This window comes from Rhodococcoides navarretei, from assembly GCF_038069675.1.
Lineage (GTDB): Bacteria > Actinomycetota > Actinomycetes > Mycobacteriales > Mycobacteriaceae > Rhodococcoides > Rhodococcoides navarretei.
This window is the reverse complement of sequence record NZ_JBBPCN010000001.1, coordinates 4143927-4164447: the sequence shown is the minus strand read 5'-3', so window position 1 is coordinate 4164447 and position 20521 is coordinate 4143927. Positions and strand designations below refer to the sequence as shown.

General features: G+C 64.3%; 21 protein-coding genes and 1 pseudogene. 16 read left to right on the top strand and 6 right to left on the bottom strand.

From position 1 onward, the window contains the following. Positions 1 to 5 precede the first annotated feature (5 nt). A complete protein-coding gene (locus AABD04_RS19560; RefSeq protein ID WP_243608746.1) occupies positions 6 to 719 on the bottom strand; it encodes a GntR family transcriptional regulator in 714 nt (237 codons plus the stop codon). A gap of 108 nt (positions 720 to 827) precedes the next feature. Between AABD04_RS19560 and AABD04_RS19555 the strand changes: the two genes are divergently transcribed. The 5 genes from AABD04_RS19555 to AABD04_RS19535 are packed head-to-tail and all read left to right on the top strand — an operon-like array spanning position 828 to position 5914. Continuing rightward, positions 828 to 1526 carry a phosphonatase-like hydrolase gene (locus AABD04_RS19555; protein ID WP_341442192.1) on the top strand — a complete coding sequence of 233 codons (699 nt, stop codon included), beginning with the start codon at positions 828 to 830 and terminating at the stop codon, positions 1524 to 1526. A gap of 32 nt (positions 1527 to 1558) precedes the next feature. Further along, positions 1559 to 2527, top strand: coding sequence for a phosphate/phosphite/phosphonate ABC transporter substrate-binding protein (locus tag AABD04_RS19550; protein ID WP_341442191.1), 969 nt, complete (start codon positions 1559 to 1561; stop codon positions 2525 to 2527). After that, positions 2527 to 3333 carry a phosphonate ABC transporter ATP-binding protein gene (phnC, locus tag AABD04_RS19545; protein WP_341442190.1) on the top strand — a complete coding sequence of 269 codons (807 nt, stop codon included), beginning with the start codon at positions 2527 to 2529 and terminating at the stop codon, positions 3331 to 3333. Before AABD04_RS19550 ends, phnC begins: the two co-directional genes overlap by 1 nt. Further along, the gene (gene phnE / locus AABD04_RS19540) at positions 3330 to 4922 is read left to right on the top strand and encodes a phosphonate ABC transporter, permease protein PhnE (protein ID WP_341442189.1); all 1593 of its coding nucleotides are present in this window, start codon (positions 3330 to 3332) and stop codon (positions 4920 to 4922) included. The genes phnC and phnE overlap by 4 nt, the downstream gene beginning before the upstream one ends. Beyond that, on the top strand, positions 4898 to 5914 hold the full coding sequence (locus AABD04_RS19535) for a zinc-binding dehydrogenase (protein WP_341442188.1): 1017 nt from the start codon (positions 4898 to 4900) through the stop codon (positions 5912 to 5914). The genes phnE and AABD04_RS19535 overlap by 25 nt, the downstream gene beginning before the upstream one ends. Before the next feature lie 2 nt (positions 5915 to 5916). On the opposite strand, the gene AABD04_RS19530 is transcribed toward AABD04_RS19535, so the two are convergent. Further along, a complete protein-coding gene (locus AABD04_RS19530) occupies positions 5917 to 6489 on the bottom strand; it encodes a zeta toxin family protein (RefSeq protein ID WP_335741946.1) in 573 nt (190 codons plus the stop codon). Beyond that, positions 6486 to 6863, bottom strand: a complete 378-nt coding sequence (locus tag AABD04_RS19525) for a ParD-like family protein (RefSeq protein ID WP_243597374.1) — start codon at positions 6861 to 6863, stop codon at positions 6486 to 6488. The genes AABD04_RS19530 and AABD04_RS19525 overlap by 4 nt, the downstream gene beginning before the upstream one ends. A gap of 120 nt (positions 6864 to 6983) precedes the next feature. Between AABD04_RS19525 and AABD04_RS19520 the strand changes: the two genes are divergently transcribed. Next, positions 6984 to 7781, top strand: a complete 798-nt coding sequence (locus tag AABD04_RS19520) for a DNA-formamidopyrimidine glycosylase family protein (RefSeq protein WP_341442187.1) — start codon at positions 6984 to 6986, stop codon at positions 7779 to 7781. A 120-nt stretch (positions 7782 to 7901) separates the two neighbouring features. On the opposite strand, the gene AABD04_RS19515 is transcribed toward AABD04_RS19520, so the two are convergent. Further along, on the bottom strand, positions 7902 to 8621 hold the full coding sequence (locus tag AABD04_RS19515; RefSeq protein WP_341442186.1) for a GAF and ANTAR domain-containing protein: 720 nt from the start codon (positions 8619 to 8621) through the stop codon (positions 7902 to 7904). A gap of 220 nt (positions 8622 to 8841) precedes the next feature. Continuing rightward, on the bottom strand, positions 8842 to 9012 hold the full coding sequence (locus AABD04_RS19510) for a CsbD family protein (RefSeq protein WP_243596365.1): 171 nt from the start codon (positions 9010 to 9012) through the stop codon (positions 8842 to 8844). A gap of 143 nt (positions 9013 to 9155) precedes the next feature. Between AABD04_RS19510 and AABD04_RS19505 the strand changes: the two are divergent. The 10 genes and pseudogenes from AABD04_RS19505 (at position 9156) to AABD04_RS19460 (ending at position 18443) form a co-directional block, all read left to right on the top strand. Beyond that, positions 9156 to 10147 (top strand): annotated as a pseudogene (locus AABD04_RS19505) (YihY/virulence factor BrkB family protein). A 300-nt stretch (positions 10148 to 10447) separates the two neighbouring features. Next, a complete protein-coding gene (locus AABD04_RS19500) occupies positions 10448 to 11446 on the top strand; it encodes a substrate-binding domain-containing protein (RefSeq protein WP_341442185.1) in 999 nt (332 codons plus the stop codon). 34 nt (positions 11447 to 11480) lie between these two features. Then, positions 11481 to 12470, top strand: a complete 990-nt coding sequence (locus tag AABD04_RS19495; RefSeq protein ID WP_341442184.1) for an ABC transporter permease — start codon at positions 11481 to 11483, stop codon at positions 12468 to 12470. Next, positions 12467 to 13249, top strand: coding sequence for an ATP-binding cassette domain-containing protein (locus AABD04_RS19490; protein ID WP_341442182.1), 783 nt, complete (start codon positions 12467 to 12469; stop codon positions 13247 to 13249). Before AABD04_RS19495 ends, AABD04_RS19490 begins: the two co-directional genes overlap by 4 nt. Then, positions 13230 to 14162, top strand: a complete 933-nt coding sequence (locus AABD04_RS19485; protein WP_341442181.1) for a PfkB family carbohydrate kinase — start codon at positions 13230 to 13232, stop codon at positions 14160 to 14162. The genes AABD04_RS19490 and AABD04_RS19485 overlap by 20 nt, the downstream gene beginning before the upstream one ends. Further along, on the top strand, positions 14159 to 14809 hold the full coding sequence (locus tag AABD04_RS19480; RefSeq protein ID WP_243593949.1) for a nucleoside/nucleotide kinase family protein: 651 nt from the start codon (positions 14159 to 14161) through the stop codon (positions 14807 to 14809). Before AABD04_RS19485 ends, AABD04_RS19480 begins: the two co-directional genes overlap by 4 nt. Before the next feature lie 54 nt (positions 14810 to 14863). After that, on the top strand, positions 14864 to 15883 hold the full coding sequence (locus tag AABD04_RS19475; RefSeq protein ID WP_341442180.1) for a LacI family DNA-binding transcriptional regulator: 1020 nt from the start codon (positions 14864 to 14866) through the stop codon (positions 15881 to 15883). Between the two features lie 8 nt (positions 15884 to 15891). Then, positions 15892 to 16914 carry a class II fructose-bisphosphate aldolase gene (fbaA, locus tag AABD04_RS19470; protein ID WP_341442179.1) on the top strand — a complete coding sequence of 341 codons (1023 nt, stop codon included), beginning with the start codon at positions 15892 to 15894 and terminating at the stop codon, positions 16912 to 16914. A gap of 257 nt (positions 16915 to 17171) precedes the next feature. Beyond that, positions 17172 to 18167, top strand: coding sequence for an alpha/beta hydrolase (locus tag AABD04_RS19465; RefSeq protein ID WP_341442178.1), 996 nt, complete (start codon positions 17172 to 17174; stop codon positions 18165 to 18167). Between the two features lie 60 nt (positions 18168 to 18227). Beyond that, a complete protein-coding gene (locus AABD04_RS19460) occupies positions 18228 to 18443 on the top strand; it encodes a hypervirulence associated TUDOR domain-containing protein (RefSeq protein WP_341442177.1) in 216 nt (71 codons plus the stop codon). A 51-nt stretch (positions 18444 to 18494) separates the two neighbouring features. Here the strand turns inward: AABD04_RS19460 and AABD04_RS19455 are convergent, their stop codons facing one another. Next, positions 18495 to 20483 (bottom strand): hypothetical protein, encoded by a 1989-nt coding sequence (locus AABD04_RS19455; protein ID WP_341443105.1) that lies wholly within the window; start codon positions 20481 to 20483, stop codon positions 18495 to 18497. Positions 20484 to 20521 lie beyond the last annotated feature (38 nt).

Genomic DNA, 20521 nt, shown 5'->3' with positions numbered 1-20521 from the left:
TCATGTCAGGCGTTCATTACGGCGGTGAAGGTCATCCGGTCTCCGCGATAGAGCGACCGTCGGTGTTCGATAGGAACCCCGTCCGTGTCGTACGAGACCCGGCCGAGCAGAAACATCGGTGTCCGGGTGTCGACGGTGAGCAGCGCTGCTTCTCGGGCGTCGGGGAGGACGGTTTCGATGGTATCGACGACGCGTCCGAAAGTGACTCCCCGTGCTGCCAATTCGGCATACAGCGACGAACGGTGATCGAAACTGCTCTGCAACCCCGGAATTCGATACGCGGGTATGCGAGTCGTTTCCAGTCCCACTCGAACGTCGCCGGTGGTGAAGACGCGTTCGAGTTGCACCACCTCCGAACCTGTCTCGACTCCGAGTAGATCCGCCAGAACGTCGTCGGCTCGGAACACGTCCCAGCCGACCAGAATTCGAGTAGCGCTCATACCCTTCTCGCGCGCGGCCTCGGTGTACGAGCCGATCGCCAACGGCAGCACCACTTTGGGTTCGGCAACCACCGTCGCACGGCCCCGTCGTTCGATTCGACCGGCTACCAACAGCTCTCGGATTGCTTGACGCAGTGTCTCGCGGGACACGTCGTATCGTTCGGCGAGATCACGCTCGGAAGGAAACGCGTCGCCTGCCGACATGCCGTCGAGCATGGCGTCCAGACTTCTCCGCACGATCTGGTGCTTGAGAACGCGAGGTTCGGAGTCCACAACCATGTATCGACCATAGCATCAATTGGTCTAGACCTAATTGTCGCTCGACGTTCACGATCCGTTCACCGGGGTTCTACGCGATGGTCTATACCAAACGGCAGTCTCGTGCCCATGCCGAACTCCACCAGCCCGAACGCCAGCACCGCCATCGAACTCGTCGTCCTCGACATGGCCGGAACCACTGTCACCGACGACGGTCTGGTACTCGAATCGTTCGATGCCGCTGCCACCGCAGTCGGACTTGCCGACGCCGGTCCGGAACGCGATGACGCCCGTCGCTACGTCCTGGACACGATGGGTCAGTCCAAGATCGAGGTCTTCCGTGCCCTGTTCGGAACGGAGGACCGCGCCCAGGCCGCCAACCGCGCCTTCGAGTCGGCCTACGACGCGCGCATCGACGACGGGGTCTCACCCGTACCCGGTGCGGCCCAGGCGATCACGAAGCTTCGCGAGTCCGGAATCACCGTCGTCCTGACGACCGGATTTTCGGTACCCACCCAGAATCGCATCATCGACGCGCTCGGCTGGCGGGATCTGCCCGACGCCTTCCTCGCACCCGGGAGTGCCGGTCGTGGCCGTCCGCACCCCGATCTCGTGCTCTCGGCCGCACTGCTCGCCGAGGTGACCGACATTTCCTCGGTCGCCGTCGTCGGTGACACGTCGAGCGACATTCTGTCCGGTCGCCGAGCCGGCGCATCTCTGCTGGTCGGTGTGCTCACCGGAGCTCACTCCGAGGACCAGCTGCGCGAGGCCGGTGCGACTCACGTTCTGGACAGCGTCGCCGACCTTCCCCCCATCGTTCTGCCCTGATCATCCACCACACCCCGAACGGACACCACGCCATGATCATCACCTCTCGCCGTCGTGCCGGTACCGCCGCGGCCATGCTCTCTGCTGCGGCTCTGGTCGCAGCCGGTTGTTCGAGCTCCTCCGACGGAGCCACCACCGAGCAGGGATTCCCCGAAACCATCACTCTCGCAGCAATTCCCGCCGAGAACTCGACCGACCTGAAGGCCAGCTACGACCCCGTCATCGAGCGGCTCGAGAACGAGACCGGAGCAAGCGTCGAGTTCATCCAGGCCTCGGACTACGCCGGTGTGGTCGAGGGCCTGATCGCGGGCAACGTCGACATCGCGTTCTTCGGTCCCTTCGCCTATGTCGTTGCGGGCATCAACGGTGCCGACATGACGCCGCTCGGCGCGGTCGTCCAGGATGAAGGAACTCCTCCCGGCTACCAGTCGTACGGAATCACTCGCTCGGACAACGCCTCGGTGAACGGCCTCGCCGACTATGCGGGAAAGAAAGTCTGCTTCGTCGATCCGAGCTCCACCTCCGGATTCCTCTACCCCACAGCGGGACTGATCGAGAACAACGTGATCGCCTCCGGTTCCGAGGCCGACATCTCCGCGGCGATGACCCCGATCTACGCCGGCGGACACGATGCATCGGCACTTGCCGTCAAGGCCGAAGACTGCGACGCCGGATTCGCGTTCGACACCATGGTCGACCGGACGATGATCGACAACGGTGAACTGGCACCCGGTGAGCTCGAGACGGTGTGGAAGTCCGAGATGATCGCCGGCTCGCTCTTCGCCGCCAACAACGATCTGGGTACCGAGGCCATCGCCAAGCTCGAAGACGTCTTCAGCGAGGGCATGAACTCGGATGCCTTCATCGCGGACGGCATCTGCGCCGAGGAATGCCGGATCACCGATGAGGACGCTTGGGGGGTCGTGCCGGCCGAGGACAGCGACTACGACGGCGTGCGCCACGTATGCGAGGTCACCGATTCCGAGAAGTGCGCGGGCTGATGAAGTCCGCACCGATGGACCCCCGTGACGTGGTGGTCAGCATCCGCAACGTGACGAAGACGTTCGGGTCGACCACCGCGTTGCAGGATGTGAACCTCGACGTGCACCGCAGTGAAATGCTGGTTCTGCTCGGGCTTTCGGGCTCCGGGAAGTCGACACTGTTGCGGTGCATCAACGGCCTGCATCCCGTCACCTCGGGGAGCGTCTCCGCCCTCGACATTCGTGTCGATCTTGCGAACCGCCGCCGTGTACGTGAACTGCGCCGAGATGTCGGGTTCATCTTTCAGCACTTCAACCTCGTCGGTCGGTTGAGTTGCCTCGAGAACGTACTCGTGGGGGGCATCGGCCGCCTGTCGATTCCGCGATACGGCGCGCTGACCTATCCGAAAGCAATGCGGGAGGAAGCCCGGGCGTGCCTCGACCGAGTCGGGTTGGCGGACTTCGCCGAACGGCGTGCCGACACGCTGTCGGGCGGGCAGCAGCAACGGGTGGCGATCGCCCGCACCCTGATGCAGCGTCCGCGGATCGTGCTCGCGGACGAGCCGGTTGCCTCGCTCGACCCGGAGAATGCGGGCGTGGTGATGGATCTGTTGCAGCGGGTGTGCAGCGAGGAGAAGCTGACCGTGGTGTGCACCCTGCATCAGGTCGATCTCGCGCTCGGCTGGGCGCATCGACTCGTGGGTCTCCGAGACGGTCGGGTGGTGCTCGATCGCCCGGCCGACGGCCTCCAGCGTGAGGACATCATGCCGATCTATCAGCGGATCGCGCCCGACCCCGGAAACATCACCACGGTGGCACCGACATGACCGTCACCGTCGATCCGAAGCCGACGAACACTGCAGCACAGGATGGTCCGCGGCGACCTCGATGGCTGTTCCCGGCGCTGGGCGTCGCCGCCCTCGTTCTCACCGTGCTCTCGGCGGGCTACATCGACTTCGCGCCGACGACGTTGATCGACGGTCTGGAGGATGTCGGCAACCTGCTCGAGCGGATGCTGCCGCCCCGGGTCGACGACACCGGCAGGATCGTCTCTCTCGCACTCGATACATTGCTGATGGCAGTCCTGGGCACCGTGCTCGCAGCGATCGTCTCGGTACCGTTGGCGTTTCTCGCGGCACGGAACACCTCGCCGCACCCGGTTCTGTACAGCATCGCTCGCGCTGTCATCACCTTCTGCCGGGCGATGCCGGATCTGCTGTTCGCGGTGCTGTTCGTCAGGGCGTTGGGAATCGGGGTGCTACCCGGCATCCTCGCTCTCGCACTGCATTCCATCGGTATGCTCGGCAAGCTGTTCGCCGACGCCATCGAAGAGACCGACGTGGGACCGCGAGAGGCGCTCCGAGCCGCCGGGGCCGGCTACTACCGAGAGATGATCAACGCCGTTGTACCGCAGGTCGTTCCGGCGTGGATCGGAGCCTTCGTCTATCGAATCGACATCAACCTGCGCATGTCGGTGGTCCTCGGCTTCGTCGGGGCGGGCGGTATCGGATTCGCCCTGCAGGACGCTCTGCGTGGACTGATCTACCCGCGCGCTCTCGGAATCGTGCTGGTGATCCTGGTGATCATCGCCGCGATGGAATTGGCAGCGATGGCCCTTCGCCGGATGCTGCTCGTGCCGTCCGCGGCCGGTCCGCAGCGCGATCGACAGATGCGGATCGGGGCGTCGGCTGTGCTCGTCTTCGCGGTCGTGGCGTCGTTCGTTGTTCTCGAATTGGATCCGCGCTCGCTTCTGACGTGGATCGGGCCCTCGATCGAGGTGTTCGGGCGAATGGTCCCACCGGACTTCTCCGCGCTGGGAGCGGACCTGTTCGATGCCGCCGTACAGACCGTCGCCATCGGAGTCGTGGCCACCGCAATCGGTATCGTACTGTCGATACCCGTCGGAGTTCTGGCTGCGCGCAACGCAACTCCGCACCCCGCGGTGTACTGGATCGCGAGATCGTGGATCCTGCTCGTTCGCGCTGTCCCCGAGCTCATCCTTGCCGTCGTGTTCGTCGCGGCGCTCGGACTCGGCCCGGTGGCGGGAACCTGCGCATTGGCCATCGGATCCGTCGGATTCCTCGGCAAACTTGTCGCCGACGCGATCGAGGAGATCGATCCCGGTCCTCTCGAAGCAGTGGCGTCGGTCGGCGGTGGTTGGTGGAATCGGACACTGAGTGCCGTGGTTCCGCAGGCGATTCCGGGGATGGTCGGTTCGAGCTTGTATTTGCTCGACGTGAACATTCGTACCTCCACCATCCTGGGGATAGTCGGTGCAGGCGGTATCGGCTTCCTGCTCTTCGAGTCGATTCGTACGCTTAACTTCGACGTCGCCGGTGCGATCGTTCTCGTCATCTTCGTCGTCGTGTACATCGTGGAAAGGATCTCCGGATGGATCAGATCACTGTTGGTCTGACACAGGCCGCCGTATGGACGGGGAGCGGGATCGACATGTGGGACATCGAGATTCCCGCGCTCGAGTCGGGTGACCTGCTGGTGCGCGTCGACCTCGCGACGGTGTGCGGGAGCGATCTTCACACGGTGTCGGGACGCCGCACCGGTGCGTGCCCGTCGGTACTCGGGCACGAGGCCGTCGGTCGCGTGGTTGGCGTCGGTGATGCGACGTCGTCTGCAGAGGTGGGTGATCGGATCGTCTGGTCGGTGACCGTGCCCTGCGGTCGGTGCGCCCGGTGCACGTCCGGCTTCACGGCCAAATGCTCGGCTGTGCGCAAGGTGGGGCACGAGTCCGCCGAGAGCCCTTGGGTTCTCAGCGGCTCCTATGCCCGACACATCGTGGTCCCGCGTGGAACCACGGTGGCTCGGGTTCCCGACACCATGCCCGATGCCGTCGCCGCGCCCGCTGCCTGTGCAACGGCGACGGTGATGGCGGCTCTCGAGGCGGCGGGTGATCTCGACGGCCGACGAGTACTGATCGTCGGGGTCGGAATGCTGGGGGTCACCGCCGCCGCGGCGGCGAGCGAGCGAGGAGCATCGGTGTCGGTTCTCGATCGAGATCCGGAGCGGCAGAGTAACTCTTGTGCGTTCGGGGCCGCGGCGGACGACGGTGCACGGACGGATGTGGCGATCGACTTCTCCGGATCGTCCTCGGCTGTGCAGGCGGCGTCGGAGCGGCTCGATGTCGGTGGGCGGCTCGTGCTCGCCGGATCGGTCGCTCCGGGCCCGCCGATCACCGTCGACCCCGAAGCAGTGGTCCGAAACTGGCTGACCATCACCGGCATCCACAACTACGAGCCGCGGCACCTCCACCAGGCCGTTGCCTTCCTGCACGACACCGGTGCGACGTATCCGTGGGAAGCCCTCGTCGAGGCGCCGGTTCCCCTGGCCGAACTCGCATCGGTGTTGCGGCCGACGCCGTCGGGAATTCTTCGGTCGTCGGTGGCACCGTAGGCTCACGGTCTGTCGATGAGCTCTTTCGGGGCCCACGCCGGCCAGTGCGTGTCGCCGACAGCGTCGCCCTCGACGTAGCGAGCGACGATTGCGGTCACATCCGGCCGCGAGTTGTCGTACACGGTCGACTGATCTGCCAGATCGATCGCCCGTGAAACCAAGGGCCATAATCGTGTGTATCTCTCGCGAATCTTGTCCTCCGGCACGTGGTGGCCCCCTTCTTCGACCCGCACAGCAACTCGCGCAATAGACAACTCGACAGGGACCATGATCACGTGAAGCACAACGACATAACCTGCTTGCTTCGCCGCGGCGACGAAATCGAGCTTGGACGGATGCGAGAACACGGTCTCGGCGATGAACGACTCACCTCGCTCGACGAGCGAATCACGAATGTGTGCAGCGATTTTGGCTGCTTCGTAAGAATGGTGTTCCGGAGAATCCGGCCAGTTCTGCTTCGCAATGATGTCGGCGTTGACGAAGGTGCTCATCGGCAAGATCGGAAACAATCTCTGCTCGACGAACGTCGTCTTGCCTGATCCGTTCGGTCCGACAATCAGATCGAGACGTCTCACAACACGATCTGGGTACCGTCGGGAAGGTGCTTCACAACCCGACCGTGATCATCGAGGAACACGGTCGTTCGACCCTGCGCGGTGCGCTCGGCGAGGTGGTTGCCGCTGGTGAGAGATTCTTCGAGTGCTGCCGCCGTCTCGGCGTTGAACACAACTCCCTCTTCCGGCGATAAGTCGGAAAGAGGGGTTCGGCCGGCGAGCGCGGCTTCGACTCGTCGGCGAGGGATTCCCCTCTGAGTCGACACTTCACGGCCGATGCGGGCCCAGTGTTCCAATTGTTGTCTTGCCGAGCGGTTCTCTCGCGCACCTTCGGCAGCAGCATCGTCCACGAGGTCCGATGGGAAACGAGTCACCCGGTCTGCGACGTTGGTCACGGCTACTCCCTTTTCGGCGGCAATTTCCAGTGTAGCAATCTGCTACAGAAGGGGCGACGAATGCAGAATTGCCGCCCGCGGGGGCGATTGCGTTCCGTTCGAGCGGGATACCCAGAGATCATGCCCGAAGGTGACACCGTGTTCGTGTTGGCCGCGAGGTTGCGTCGAGCATTGGATGGCGCACTGTTGCGGGCCGGAAGACTGCAGGTACCTGCGCATGCAGTGGAGAATCTGGCCGGGCGACGCGTCGTCGCGCATCGGACGCACGGCAAGCATCTGCTCACCGATTTCGACGACGACACGACGCTGCACACGCATCTACGAATGAGCGGATCGTGGACGGTGGTGCGGGCCGGCCGATCGATTCCGCAGCGCGTCCGACCCGACGTTCGCGTTCGGCTCGCCGTGGTCGACGGGCCGACGGCCTACGGAATTCTGCTGCCCGTGGTCGACTACGGATGGACCGGGGACATGAATGCGTTGATCGCAGATCTCGGACCGGACCCGTTGCATCCGGTGTTCGACGCCGAACTCGGAGCTGGCAACATTGCCGCTCAGGGAAGACGGCCGATCGTGTCGACGCTGCTGGACCAGCGGGTGATCGCCGGTCCGGGAAACTTGTGGGCCAACGAGCTGTGCTTTCTCCGCGGGCTGTGGCCGTGGACGCCGTCGGGTGATGTCGACGCGCAGCGTCTGGTAGCGCTGCTCGAACGAGCGATGCGTCATTCGGCGACAGTGCCGGGCGCGATGCAGGTGACCACCGGAGACACCCGAAAGGGTCGCTCGCACTGGGTCGCCGGTCGAGCCGGGCAGCCGTGCCTGCGGTGTGGGACGTCGATTCGAGTGGTTGCCGAGATACCGGGTGACCCGGACAGGCGTCGAACATGGTGGTGTCCGAGTTGTCAACCAGAGCGGTAGCGACGGGCGGTCGATCGCTGTTGTCTCAACGACATAACCGCCCGCGGGTATCGCTTGTTGCCTGCAGATACCACTGACAGCCATTCCTCGCGAGCAGCGAATCGAAACCCCGCCGGGTCGTCAGAAGGTCGAGTTCGTCGGGTGGTCGGTCTCCACCAGATCACGAGCCACCCGGTGCAGAGGGAGATTCTGTTGCTGGGACAGCTTGGCCAGAAGGTCGAACGCTTGAACCGCGTCGAGGTCGTAGCGCTCCATGATCATGCCCTTGGCCTGGCCGATGATGTCTCGACTGGCCAGACCGGCCCGGAACTGCTCGTTGTCGCGGGCGCTGAGCATCGCGATGGCGGCATGCGCTGCGAGTGCTTCGCCGATTTCGACCGCGTCGGTGTCGAAGGCCCCCTGCTCGTCGCTGTAGAAAATCAACGCACCGAGGTCACCGGCATTGCTGAAGAGCTGAAATGCCGCCAAGGACTTGAAGCCCTCTTTCACGGCCAGAACCGCGAACTCCGGCCATCTCGGTTCCGCCGTGAGGTCGTGCGATACGACGACGTCGAAGTGGCGAACCTCGGTGGGAATCGGGCCCTCGTCGAGCTCGTACTGAAGCCGACACAGCTTCTCCGCAAGGGGGTCGGTTGACGCTACGACGGTACGCACGCCTTTGCGCACCGTGGTGACACATCCCACGGTCGCGCCCGGGATGAGCCGGATCGCTGTGCGCAGAATCTCGCTCACCGTCTCCGGCATCGACCGACGGGTGTCGCGCAGGGAGCGCGCGAATTCGGCGAGCGACGATGCGGGGGAAGACCCGGGAAGCTGTACACCGGTCGATGGTTGCGACATTCAGAGAGTCCTCTCGCACAAGACCTCCGCCGCCTTTCGCCGGAGAGATCCACGAACACGCCTTCTGCTGGACGCCCGTATCGGCCGACAATGTCGACTCCGTGCACTTTATACGTTGTCATCAGGAGGTTGTACCTAGAACCGAAGTGCATCGGCCGCGACACCCGAGAACACAGCGAGGGCCGTCGATCAGGAGATCGACGGCCCTCGCGAGTACGACTTACTTGAAGGTGTCCTTGATGTTCTCGCCGACCTTCTTCACTCCTGCGGAACCCTGGTCCTTCTTGCCCTCGGCCTCGAGGTCGTTGTTGTTCGTGGCGTCGCCCACAACTTCCTTCGCCTTGCCGATGGCGTCTTCTGCTGCATTCTTGGCCTTGTCGATGAAGCTCATGTGAGTTCCTTTCCTCGTGCCCGGTTGGTACTGAAGAGTTGGTCGGAGCCCGTCGGCGAAAGCGCACGTTCGCATGCTGAGATCTGGGTCACACATGCCGCCTACGTTTCCGCGGCGTCCGCTGTGGATACATTCGACCGATGATGGTCGCGAGAGTGGACAGTTATCAGCGCAAACACCCGTCGGCGGGTTTCCGGTGGCAGTGCTGTACAAGTTTCTCGACGACCGAGGCGGTTATCTCGCAGCTCTGATCGCGTACTACTCGTTCCTCTCGCTGTTTCCGTTACTGCTGCTGTTCACGACGGTGTTGGGGATCGTGCTGGCAGGCGACCCGGAACTGCAGACCCGCATCATCGACTCGGCGATGAGTCAGATCCCCGTCATCGGTGATCAACTCGCTCAGCCGGACCGGCTCAGCGGGGGGACGACGGCCATCGTCATCGGCGTCGTGGGGTCGCTGTACGGCGGACTCGGCGTGTCTCTGGCCGCGCAGTACGCAATGAACACTGCATGGTCCGTCCCGCGAAACGAACAACCGGACCCGATCAAGGGCCGGCTGCGCGGGCTGGTGCTGCTCAGTACCGTCGGCACCGCCATCATCGGCCTGACCGTCCTCAACGGCGTCGCGTCCTCGGGCGTGTTCGGCTTTGCCGGCGGTGCACTGGCACTGGTCGGAGCGGTCGTGGTCAACGCAGTGGTCTTCACTGCTGCGTTCCGAATCGGGACTGCGCGCGCCCTGACAGTGCGCGAGGTCCTGCCCGGTGCTGCGATCGCCGCGGTGATCTGGCAGGCACTGCAATCGTTCGGCGGCATCTACATTCGCTATGTCGTCGGCAATGCCAGCGTCAGCAACGGGATCTTCGCGATCGTCCTCGGCCTACTGGGCTTCCTGTACGTCGCATCGGTGCTGATCGTGTTGTGCATCGAAATCAACGCCGTGCGAGTCGATCATCTGCATCCCCGGGCGCTGCTGACGCCGTTCACCGACAACGTCGAACTCACCGAGGGTGACAAGAACTCCTATACCGGCCAGGCAGAAGCGCAGCGCAACAAGGGATTCCAGGACATCACGGTCACCTATGAGGAGCCGGATTCGGTGACGGGGGATGACTCGCCGCGCAAGGGAGCCGAGTGATCGGGTAGGCGCAAACGCGCGCGCATTCGTCAGGTGCGCGCGGATTCGCCAGTCCGGCGGGCACTATTTTGCACGCGGATGGCAAACGCGCGCGCGTTTGCGAAAACTGGGGCGGCGAAGGACCGGGGGGCGGCGAGGACCGGACCGGATTTCCGTGACCACCGTCACGAACCGGCTGACCGGTCGAGTGAAAAAATCTTCGAGTTCGTTTCGCGAAAGCGCATGCGCAAGCGCTTGTATTGGTCATAGGCTCCTGCAATCGAGCGACGCGACCGCGTGGCCGGGGACAAGGGAGTCCACATGTTCAATCACCGCCGGAAGTCCGCGCTGACGATCGGAACCGCGCTCATGGCCGGTTCGCTCGTGTTCGGGCTGACCGCCTGCAGCGGTTCGGATTCGGACAGCGTGAAGGTCGGGCTCATCACCAAGACGGATTCCAATCCGTACTTCGTGAAGCTGCGCGAGGCAGCGCAGGGGCAGGCGGATTCCAGCGGAGCCGAGCTGGTGGCTCTGGCCGGCGCATTCGACGGTGACAACGAAGGCCAGGTCGCAGCGATCGAGAACCTCGTCGGCCAGGGTGTGAAGGGAATTCTGATCACTCCGAACTCCTCGACCGGAGTACTCGACGCGATCAAGAAGGCACGGGACGCCGGCGTCGTCGTCATTGCCCTCGACACCGCCACCGATCCCGAGGACGCGGTCGACGCCACGTTCGCCACCGACAACAAGGCTGCCGGAGTGAGCCAGGGCGAGTGGGTCAAGGCCACGCTCGGAACCACTGCGCCGCAGGTCATCATGCTCGACGGTACCGCGGGTGGAACGGTCGACACCTTCCGGCACGACGGCTTCCTCGAAGGCATGGGGCTGACGGACAGCTCGCCGGAAATCGTCGGTCAGGAGAACACCAACGGCGATCAGACCAAGGCGCAGACCGCCATGGAGAACCTGCTGCAGCGTGCCCAGGGCGTCAATGCGCTGTACACGATCAACGAGCCCGCAGCGGCCGGCGCTTACCAGGCGATTCAGTCGGCCGGGCGCGCAGATCAGATCACCATCGGCTCGATCGACGGCAGCTGCACCGGTGTCGAGAACGTCAAGTCCGGCATCATCGGCGCGACGGTGATGCAGTTCCCGGCGAAGATGGCCGAGGAGGGCGTCGACGCGGTGGTGAAGTTCGCCGAGGACGGCACCAAGCCCAGTGGCTTCAACGACACCGGCTCACAGCTCATCACCGACAAGCCGGTCGACGGGCTCGAGTCACAGGACACCGCTTGGGGCGAAGAGAATTGCTGGGGCTGATCTCGGAATACCCGCGAACACCGGGATGTGATTCGTGAGTACCGATACCGCCGCAAAGCCCAAGGCTCCGAGCCGGTTCAACGTGGGCACCATCCTGCGTGAACCGCTGCTCGGGCCGATGGCCGCACTCGTCATCGCCGTCATCGTCTTCAGCTCGATCTCGAGCTCGTTCCTCAACCCGCAGAACGTCTCTCTGATTCTGCAGCAGTCGGTGGTCGTCGGCATTCTTGCCGTCGGCCAGACACTGATCATCCTCACCTCGGGAATCGACCTGTCGATCGGTGCGGTGGCGGTGATGGGCACGATCGTGATGGCACAGTCCGCAGGTGCCAACGGTCCGATAGTTGCGCTGGGTTCGACGCTGGCCGTATGTGTGGCATTCGGGGCGATCAACGGCGGACTGGTGACGGTACTGAGACTGCCGCCGTTCATCGTCACGCTCGGCACCTTCACAGCAATCCAAGCGGCCACCAGATTGCTGGCCGGATCCGAGACCTATCAGGTACCGAGCGGAACGCTGACACTGCTCGGCAACTCGTTCAAGATCGGTAGCTTCTCCACCACGTACGGCGTGGTGGTGATGCTGCTGGTGTATGCCGTGATGTGGTACGCGTTGTCCCAAACATCATGGGGCAGGCACATATACGCAGTCGGCGGCAGTCCGCAGGCCTCGGATCGCTCCGGCATCAAGTCCGGTCGCGTGCTGTTCTCGGTCTACATCGTCACGGGGGTCATCGCGGCGATCGCGGCGTGGGCAGCGCTCGGGCGGATCCCCAACGCCGATCCCAACGCGTATCAAAACGCCAACCTCGAGACGATCACCGCGGTGGTCATCGGTGGAACCAGCCTGTTCGGTGGCCGCGGCACCGTCATCGGCACTCTGGTCGGGACACTGATCGTCGGTGTGCTGCGCAACGGACTCACTCAGGCAGGCGTCGACAGTCTGTACCAGAACATCGCGACCGGCATTCTCGTCATCGTCGCGGTGGCCGTCGATCAATTCGCCCGTAGGAGGTCACAGTGAACGCTCCCCTCGCTCTGGAAGCGCGTGGTCTGGTCAAGACCTACGGCAGCGTGACGGCCATCAACGGTGCAGATTTCGAGTTGCGGGCCGGTGAGGTACTGGCGGTGATCGGCGACAACGGTGCCGGAAAGTCCAGTCTCATCAAAGCGTTGGCCGGTGCTGTGATTCCGGACTCGGGCGAGATCCTGATGAACGGATCGCCGGTGTCGTTCAAGAACACCCGTGACGCACGCGCGGCCGGCATCGAGACGGTCTATCAGGACCTGGCCGTCATACCGGCGCTCGACATCGCGTCGAACGTGTATCTCGGTCGAGAGATCAAGCGCAAAGGCATCAGCGGCAGTCTGTTTCGGCGTCTGGACATGCCGAAGATGCGGGAGGAGTCCTCGAAGCATCTGCAGGACCTGAAGATCGGTATCAAGTCGGTCAATCAGGCGGTCGAGACGCTCTCCGGTGGTCAACGCCAGGGTGTGGCCGTAGCTCGGGCAGCGGCGTTCGGACGTGGTGTGATCATCATGGACGAGCCGACTGCCGCCCTGGGTGTGCGGGAGTCGGGCATGGTGATCGATCTGATTCGCACGATCCGCGACCGGGGCATACCCGTGGTGCTCATCAGCCACGACATGCCGCACGTGTTCGAGGTCGCCGATCGAATTCACATCCACCGCCTCGGCAAGCGCGCAGGCGTCGTGAATCCGAAGAACCGCACCATGTCCGAGGTCGTCGCGCTCATGACCGGCGCGGAGGAGCCGACCGACGATGAACGCGCCGGCCGCTGAATCGACCCGTCCGGTCGGAGTTTTCGTCGGCCTGGCGACACTCGACGTCATCCATCGAGTGTCGGCCGCGCCGGCACCCAACCAGAAGATCACCTCGAGCGCCCAGTTCGTCGCGGCGGGAGGTCCGGCCGCCAACGCGGCCGTCACCTTCGCCGCGTTGGGCGGAACGGCTGTGCTGGTCACCGCCCTCGGCGACGACCCGGTGGCAGCGCTGGTCAAGGCCGACCTGACGGCGTTCGGTGTGCGGGTGATCGACGCGGCCGAGGGATCCACCAGGTCGGTGCCCGTCTCGGCGGTGACGGTAATCGAATCGACCGGTGACCGGTCGGTCGTCTCGGCCGACGCCGTGAACTCCGACGCCGAGCCCCCGGCGGATCTCGAATCCGTCGTCGCCGGTGCCGACGTCGTTCTCGTCGACGGGCACCACCCCCTGATCGCCTGCGCCGCCGCGGAACATGCGGCGGCGCGGGTTACCACGTTGGTCGTGGACGCCGGTCGCTGGAAACCGGTGATGAGCGAGCTCATTCCGCATGTCACGGACATGGTGTGCTCGGCCGACTTTCGCGCTCCCGGTACCTCGGACACGACGACGACTGCTGCGGCACTCGTTGCATCCGGTGTTCGGACCGTCGTCACCACCCACGGCGGCGAACCCGTCGAATGGTGGTCCGATGGTTCATCGGGATCGGTCGACGTGGAGCCCGTTGCAGTAGTCGATACTCTGGGAGCCGGGGATGCGTTCCACGGCGCGTATGCCTACTACTCCACGCAGTCGGGTTCCCTCGCCGAGCGCATCGACAGGTCGGCTCACGTTGCCGCACTGCGTTGCTCGGTGATCGGGCCCCGAGAGTGGCTACGCGAAATTTCCGCTGACACCCTTCACTACCCACGGACTCGAAAGCGACAACGGTGAGCATTGACCAGGACGTACAGGAAGCCACCCTCGAAGAACTCGTGGAGCTGGCGCGCACGCTGGCCGTACCCGGTGAGCGGCGCATACTCGGCCTGACCGGTGCACCCGGTGCTGGGAAGTCCACTGTGGCTCAGCAACTCGTCGACGCGCTCGGGCCGGAACTCGCGGTACTGGTTCCGATGGACGGATTCCACCTCGCGAACGAAGTGTTGATCGAGCTGGGCCGGCTCGACCGCAAGGGTGCCCACGACACCTTCGACGACGACGGCTACGCCCGGTTGATCGCCGCCGTTCACGATCAGCGGCCGGGCGGCCCCCTGGTGTACGCGCCGAGGTTTCGGCGCGAGATCGAGGAGTCGATCGGGTCCGCCATCCCGGTGCCGTCGACCGTCCCGCTCGTCATCACCGAGGGCAACTATCTGTTGATGGAGTCCGACGCGTGGCCCGCGGCACGGGCGATGATCGACGAAGTCTGGTTTCTGGCTCCGCACACGAGGGTTCGGCACGAGCGTCTGGTGGCCCGGCACGAGGCGTACGGAAAATCGCACGAGGACGCGGAGTTCTGGGCACTCGGCTCGGACGAACGCAACGCAGAACTGATCGGGTCCACCGCGCGCCGCGCCGACCGAATTCTGCGGCTGACATGACGATTCCGCAGAGCCTCGAGACACGTCAGCGCTGGGCCGACTGAGATGCCCACGATGGATGACGTCGCTCGCCTGGCAGGGGTGTCGGTTTCGACCGTCTCGCACGTGCTCAACGGAACACGCAACGTCAATCCCGCCACCCGGCAACGCGTCGACGCGGCGATTCTCGAGATCGGATACCGCCGCAACGTCGTTGCTCGATCGCTCGCGGCGGGCCGAACTCACACCGTGGGACTGTCCATCGCCGCGTTGACCAACCCGTACTTCGGCAGCCTGGTCCATGCCGTCGAGCGTCGGTTGTCCGAGGCCGGATACGTGTTGATTCTCGGTGATTCGCACGACGAGCCACAGCCCGAGCGCAGGGTGACGGACTCGCTGCTGGACCGCCAGGTCGACGGCATGATTCTCGCGCCCGCGGCTGGATCGGAAGTCTCCACGATCCCCGAGATCGTCCGCAGCGGAACGCCTCTGGTGTTGATCGACCGCATGCTCGACGTGCCGTGCGATCAGGTCGGACCGGAGAACGACGCGTCGGCGTACGAGCTCACCGCCCATCTCCTCGATTCCGGCCATCGACGCATCGCGATTGTCCGCGGCATCGAGGGAATCTCCTCGACGACAGAACGATTCGACGGCTATGCCCGTGCACTGGCCGATCGAGGGATCGAGCTGGACCCCCGGTTGGTTCTCGACGGACGGTCCAGCGTCGAGGTGGCCGAGTCCCGGGTGCGCGAGCTGATGTCCGGTACGGATCGGCCGTCGGCTCTGGTGTCGATGAACAACTCGATGACGATCGGATCGCTGAAAGCCGTTCGTGGCCTCGGCTTGTCGATCCCTGCAGACCTCGCCTTCGTGTGTTACGACGACTTCGAGTGGTCGGATCTGTTCGAGCCCCGGCTCACCGCGGCCGCTCAGGACGTGCAGACGATCGGCCGAACCGCAGCCGACCTCGTGCTACGGCGTATCGAGGGACACGAGGATGCGCCTCGATCCATCCGCGTACCGACCACCTTCACCCATCGAAATTCCTGCGGCTGTACGGCAGCCGACAAGCCGGTCGCACCCCGAAGATAGGACAGCTCATGCCGATTGCCAGTCCGGAGCAGTACAAAGCCATGCTGGACCGCGCCAAGGAAGGCGGGTTCGCGTACCCGTCGATCAATGTCACCGGCTCGCAGACACTCAACGCTGCGCTTCAGGGATTCGCCGAAGCCGAGAGCGACGGCATCATTCAGGTGTCGGTCGGTACCGCGCTCTACCTGTCCGGCAATGCGGTGCAGAACCGCTTCGCCGGCTCCAAGGCGCTCGCGCAATACGCCCACGAAGTGGCGCAACACTATTCGATCTCGGTGGCACTGCACACCGATCACTGCCCCGCCGAGAACCTCGACGACTGGGTCCGGCCACTGCTGGCCGACGCGATCGAACGCCGCGGCCGAGGACTGGAACCGCTGTACCAATCGCACATGTGGGACGGCTCGGCGGTGCCGCTGGACGAGAACCTGCGGATCGCGCGCGAGTTGCTCGACCTGTCTATGGAGGCCGACACCATTCTGGAGATCGAGGTGGGAGTGATCGGCGGCGAGGAGGACGGGGTGTCACACGAGATCAACGAACAGCTGTACTCGACGGTCGACGATGCTCGCGCGACGATCGCTGCCCTCGGAACGGGCGAACGCGGTCGATACATGACAGCCCTGACCTTCGGCAACGTGCACGGCGTCTACAACCCCGACTCGGTGCATCTACGACCCGAGATCCTCGACGAGATCCAGTCCGTCGTCGGTGCCGAGACCGGGAAGGACAAGCCGTTCGATCTGGTGTTCCACGGCGGATCGGGATCGAGCGCCGCCGACATCGCCTCCGCCGTCGCCAGCGGGGTGATCAAGATGAACATCGACACCGACACCCAGTACGCCTTCACCAGGTCGATCGCCGGACACATGATCAGCAAATACGATCAGGTCCTCAAAGTCGATGGCGAGTACGGAAACAAGAAGGCGTACGACCCCCGCTCCTGGGGCAAGCCCGCCGAGACGGCGATGGCAGCTCGGGTGGTCGAGGCGACGCAGATGCTCGGTTCGGCAGGTCGCACAATGCGCTGAGAACTTCTTTCACCGGACGTGTCGAAATCTGCGGACCGGCTTCGTCCCAGGTGATCTGCAACGTGCCGCCCACTTGTACGCGCGGGCAGCGGAGGCGGCGTCGTCGATTCCCGAGCGGCACCATCTGACTCTGCAGGCTTCTCGAATTCGCTCTACCGACCAATCAACGGACCGATCGGTTTTGTAATCCGATCGTTAGCGATCGAAAGCTGAATTCGTGCAACCCTCGTATGGTGCTGAAGTTGCCAATGGGACAGATGAGAAACAAAAAGAGTTGCTCGGCCTCGTTGGTGACGGTCGCCGCAGTGGCGGCGATGCTGATGACCGGAACGTCGGCGCAGGCGTTGCCCGGCAACTCGGGATCGGCCGACGCGGCTGCCGGAGCCATCGGTATCCATCAGGTGTCGGCCACCCGCGCGGTGTTGAACGTGTTCTCCCCGTCCATGAATCGGGTCATCTCCAACGAGGTGCTGCATTCGCCCGACGGTGGACCAGCGCCCACTCTGGTACTGCTCAACGGCGCGCTCGGCAACGAGGACGGCGTGGGGTGGCTCAACAACTCCGGTGTCGAACAGTTCTTTCTGGACAAGAACGTCACGGTGGTCGCGCCCATCGGCGGGCGCTTCAGTTTCTACACCGATTGGCAGACTGCGGATCCGGTGCTCGGCAGCAACATGTGGCAGACCTACCTCAGCCGCGAATTGCCTGCCGCCGTCGACGCAGCCTACGGATCCACCGGTAGGCGCGGCGTGGCCGGGCTGTCGATGAGTGGTGGGCCCGCCCTCGACCTGGCGATCCAGGCCCCGGACGTGTTCGACGCGGCCGCGTCGTTCAGTGGATGCCCGGCTCCGTCCAACCCGCTTGCTACTGCCGGTATTTCGGCGATGATCGCCGGTGGGCTCAACAACCCCTTCAACATGTGGGGGCTGCCGGGAAGCCAGGGATGGCGGGATCACGACCCGTCGCTCAACGTCGAGCGACTACGTGGAACCGCGGTCTATGTCAGCTCGTCCCGCGGACTACCCGGACCGGTGGATCGCATTCCCGAGGGCGCGATCCCGCCGTTCGGAGGAATGGCGGTCGAAGCGATGGTCAACCATTGCACGTCGATCTTCGTCGACGCCCTGCGCCGAGCCGACGTGCCGGCGACGGTGTCCATGCGTGAGCAGGGCGCACACACCTGGCCGTTGTTCGAGGATCAGTTGCGGGAGGCCTGGTTCACCACTCTGGCACCGGCTCTCGGAACCAGGTGATTGCACCGAGACCGTCGCGGGTACGCGTCTGTGGACAGCACCGACGAAGGGACCACGCACATGTCGAAGGACGAACTGCACAAGGGCGACAAGGTCGAATGGCAGACCCACGGCACCACGACCGAGGGTGAGGTGGTGGAGAAGATCACCTCCGAGACCGAGGCTGCAGGCCGAACCGTGAAGGCCTCGAAGGACGAACCGCAGTATCGCGTCGAGAGCGACAAGTCGGGCAAGGACGCGGTGCACAAGCCGGAATCGCTCGACAAGAAGAGCTGACGCCCGAACGGCGATGCGCCCCGAGTCTTGGACTCGGGGCGCATCGTAGTCTCAGGCCTGGGGTACCGAACGCTCTGCGCCCCAGCTTCGTTCGATGTATCCCCGAATTCGTTCGATGTCTTCGGCGGGAATTCGCTCCGGCTCGCCGTTCTCCAGCGGATCCGTATGGAAGATGTAGAGCCGTGACGCGAACTGATCGAACGGCAGCGAACCTTCCCCTGCGCGTTCGCCGTTGCCCGCCGTTCCCACCACGACGCCGTCGCCCCAGTCCTGCCCGCTGTCGTTGTTCGGGTTGAAGAAGTACACCCGCATCACGCCGTCGGGATCGGTGGTCACACGCAGGATCGTGATGGCGTGCCAGCCCACATACCGTGCCGCACTGTCGGTTACGGCCACACCCGCCGGCTGCGGGTGTATCAACGGTTGGTGGCCGTTGTACTCGGGGTGGTACGCCGCGTAGAACTGGCGCAGGAATGCGTCCAGGTCGACGAGATTACCGGTCGCGACGTCTACGTCGATATGGAACTCGCGTGCCGACCACCAGCCGTGGAACTCCGGGTTGACCCAGCGGTGCGGATCGCCCGGACGATCGGCGCACCGCCGGACCATCTCTGCGTAGATGCGATCGAGGTGCGGAACCAGCAGCAGCGACGTGGGGTCGAGATCGACCGGATCGGACGTGGCGACGCCGCTCACGCTCTCGGTCGACGAGATCGACTGGCCCTCGAAGTGCATGACGATCTCCTCGTCACGCGCCGCCCACACCACCATCTGCAGGAGGTAGTCGGGATCGTTGTAGGCCCACATCGACAACGCTCGCGCGGATTGACAGGTCGGGTTGTCGCCCTGTCCGATGCCGAGCGGTTGCCCGAGCATCGAGAGCAAGCCACCGAGCAAGCGCGACTCCGGTGCGGGGACCGGCCCGAACGTGGTGATCAGTTTTTCCCGCACTGCCGGAGCGAGTTTCAGCGACATCTGCCGCCACAGCGACGGCACGATCGGCGGCTGATGCAGAATCCCGCGATCGAGGAGCAATGCCAATCCGTAGAGGCACTGCGCAGTTTCGGGGAACACCGTCTCCTCGATGAGGCGATGGACCAGTTCCGGATACCGCGTCAGGCAGGTGCGGCCGGTATCGGACAGACCCAGTGCCTCGGGAAGGACGTACGAGTAGTGATCGACGAGGTACTGCGTCAGCGTCGCGTGGTACGGCGACACCAGACCGGTGTCGTGCATCGCGCGAGCGAAACCGCGAGCCTCGAACTGCAGCGCCTCGACGTCCATCGCCTCGAGCCGTGATCGGTACACCTCGACGCCCGGATCCTCCCGGCACGCATCGGTGGTGCCGAACAGGGCTGTGATCAGACGATCGAGGCCCTGCCCGGAAGTACCGAGGTCGACGGTCGGATCGTCGCGATAGATCGCGATGCGGGTGACCATCGCTTTGATGGTGTCCACCTGGATCGGACGCTGGCGCAGTATTCGCCAGATCTCCTCGACCAACTCGTCGAGAACACTGTCGTACCCGATCTGCCCGGCCACGTACCCGAACAGGTCGCGGATCAGATGCGCGGTGCGACCCAGACGAACTCGCTCCGACTCCGACGGCGGCGTGAACAGAACGTCGAGATTCAACGCGAGAACCTGAGACAGGAACCGACGGGCATCCTCTGCGGTCACCGCAGGATGCTGGTACTCACCCGCGACGATCGCGACCATCCGCAGTTCGCTGGTCGCCTCGAGCACGAATGTGTCGTCGTTACCGCTGCGCAGGCTCGGCCCGACGAATCCCGGGACGAGGATGTCGGGCTGTGCCCAATCAGTGCCCGCGAACAACCCGGCGTTTTCGAGCATTTCGGCGCGTTCGTGAATCGCATCGCAACCGCCGGGTTGCAACAGCACTCGATGCAGCGCATCGAGAACCCGCCGCACCTTGGTGTTCTTGCTGAAATCGGGTGCACCCGCCAACGCCTCGGTGGCGTGGTCGAGTTGCGCCAGCCGCGACGCCAGAGCCTTGTCGACCGGTGCGGGCTCGTCCATGGTCTGCGACGGCGGGTCGGTGTCGTTCCCGAGTTGTT

Bases quoted from the DNA above. Each gene is read 5' to 3' on its own strand.
- AABD04_RS19520 (WP_341442187.1), top strand. From the start codon at position 6,984: ATGCCCGAAGGTGACACCGTGTTCGTGTTGGCCGCGAGGTTGCGTCGA.
- AABD04_RS19465 (WP_341442178.1), top strand. From the start codon at position 17,172: ATGAGAAACAAAAAGAGTTGCTCGGCCTCGTTGGTGACGGTCGCCGCA.
- AABD04_RS19535 (WP_341442188.1), top strand. From the start codon at position 4,898: ATGGATCAGATCACTGTTGGTCTGACACAGGCCGCCGTATGGACGGGG.
- AABD04_RS19475 (WP_341442180.1), top strand. From the start codon at position 14,864: ATGGATGACGTCGCTCGCCTGGCAGGGGTGTCGGTTTCGACCGTCTCG.
- AABD04_RS19550 (WP_341442191.1), top strand. From the start codon at position 1,559: ATGATCATCACCTCTCGCCGTCGTGCCGGTACCGCCGCGGCCATGCTC.
- phnC (WP_341442190.1), top strand. From the start codon at position 2,527: ATGAAGTCCGCACCGATGGACCCCCGTGACGTGGTGGTCAGCATCCGC.
- AABD04_RS19460 (WP_341442177.1), top strand. From the start codon at position 18,228: ATGTCGAAGGACGAACTGCACAAGGGCGACAAGGTCGAATGGCAGACC.
- AABD04_RS19485 (WP_341442181.1), top strand. From the start codon at position 13,230: ATGAACGCGCCGGCCGCTGAATCGACCCGTCCGGTCGGAGTTTTCGTC.
- fbaA (WP_341442179.1), top strand. From the start codon at position 15,892: ATGCCGATTGCCAGTCCGGAGCAGTACAAAGCCATGCTGGACCGCGCC.
- phnE (WP_341442189.1), top strand. From the start codon at position 3,330: ATGACCGTCACCGTCGATCCGAAGCCGACGAACACTGCAGCACAGGAT.
- AABD04_RS19510 (WP_243596365.1), bottom strand. From the start codon at position 9,012: ATGAGCTTCATCGACAAGGCCAAGAATGCAGCAGAAGACGCCATCGGC.
- AABD04_RS19500 (WP_341442185.1), top strand. From the start codon at position 10,448: ATGTTCAATCACCGCCGGAAGTCCGCGCTGACGATCGGAACCGCGCTC.
- AABD04_RS19560 (WP_243608746.1), bottom strand. From the start codon at position 719: ATGGTTGTGGACTCCGAACCTCGCGTTCTCAAGCACCAGATCGTGCGG.
- AABD04_RS19555 (WP_341442192.1), top strand. From the start codon at position 828: ATGCCGAACTCCACCAGCCCGAACGCCAGCACCGCCATCGAACTCGTC.
- AABD04_RS19515 (WP_341442186.1), bottom strand. From the start codon at position 8,621: ATGTCGCAACCATCGACCGGTGTACAGCTTCCCGGGTCTTCCCCCGCA.
- AABD04_RS19455 (WP_341443105.1), bottom strand. From the start codon at position 20,483: ATGGACGAGCCCGCACCGGTCGACAAGGCTCTGGCGTCGCGGCTGGCG.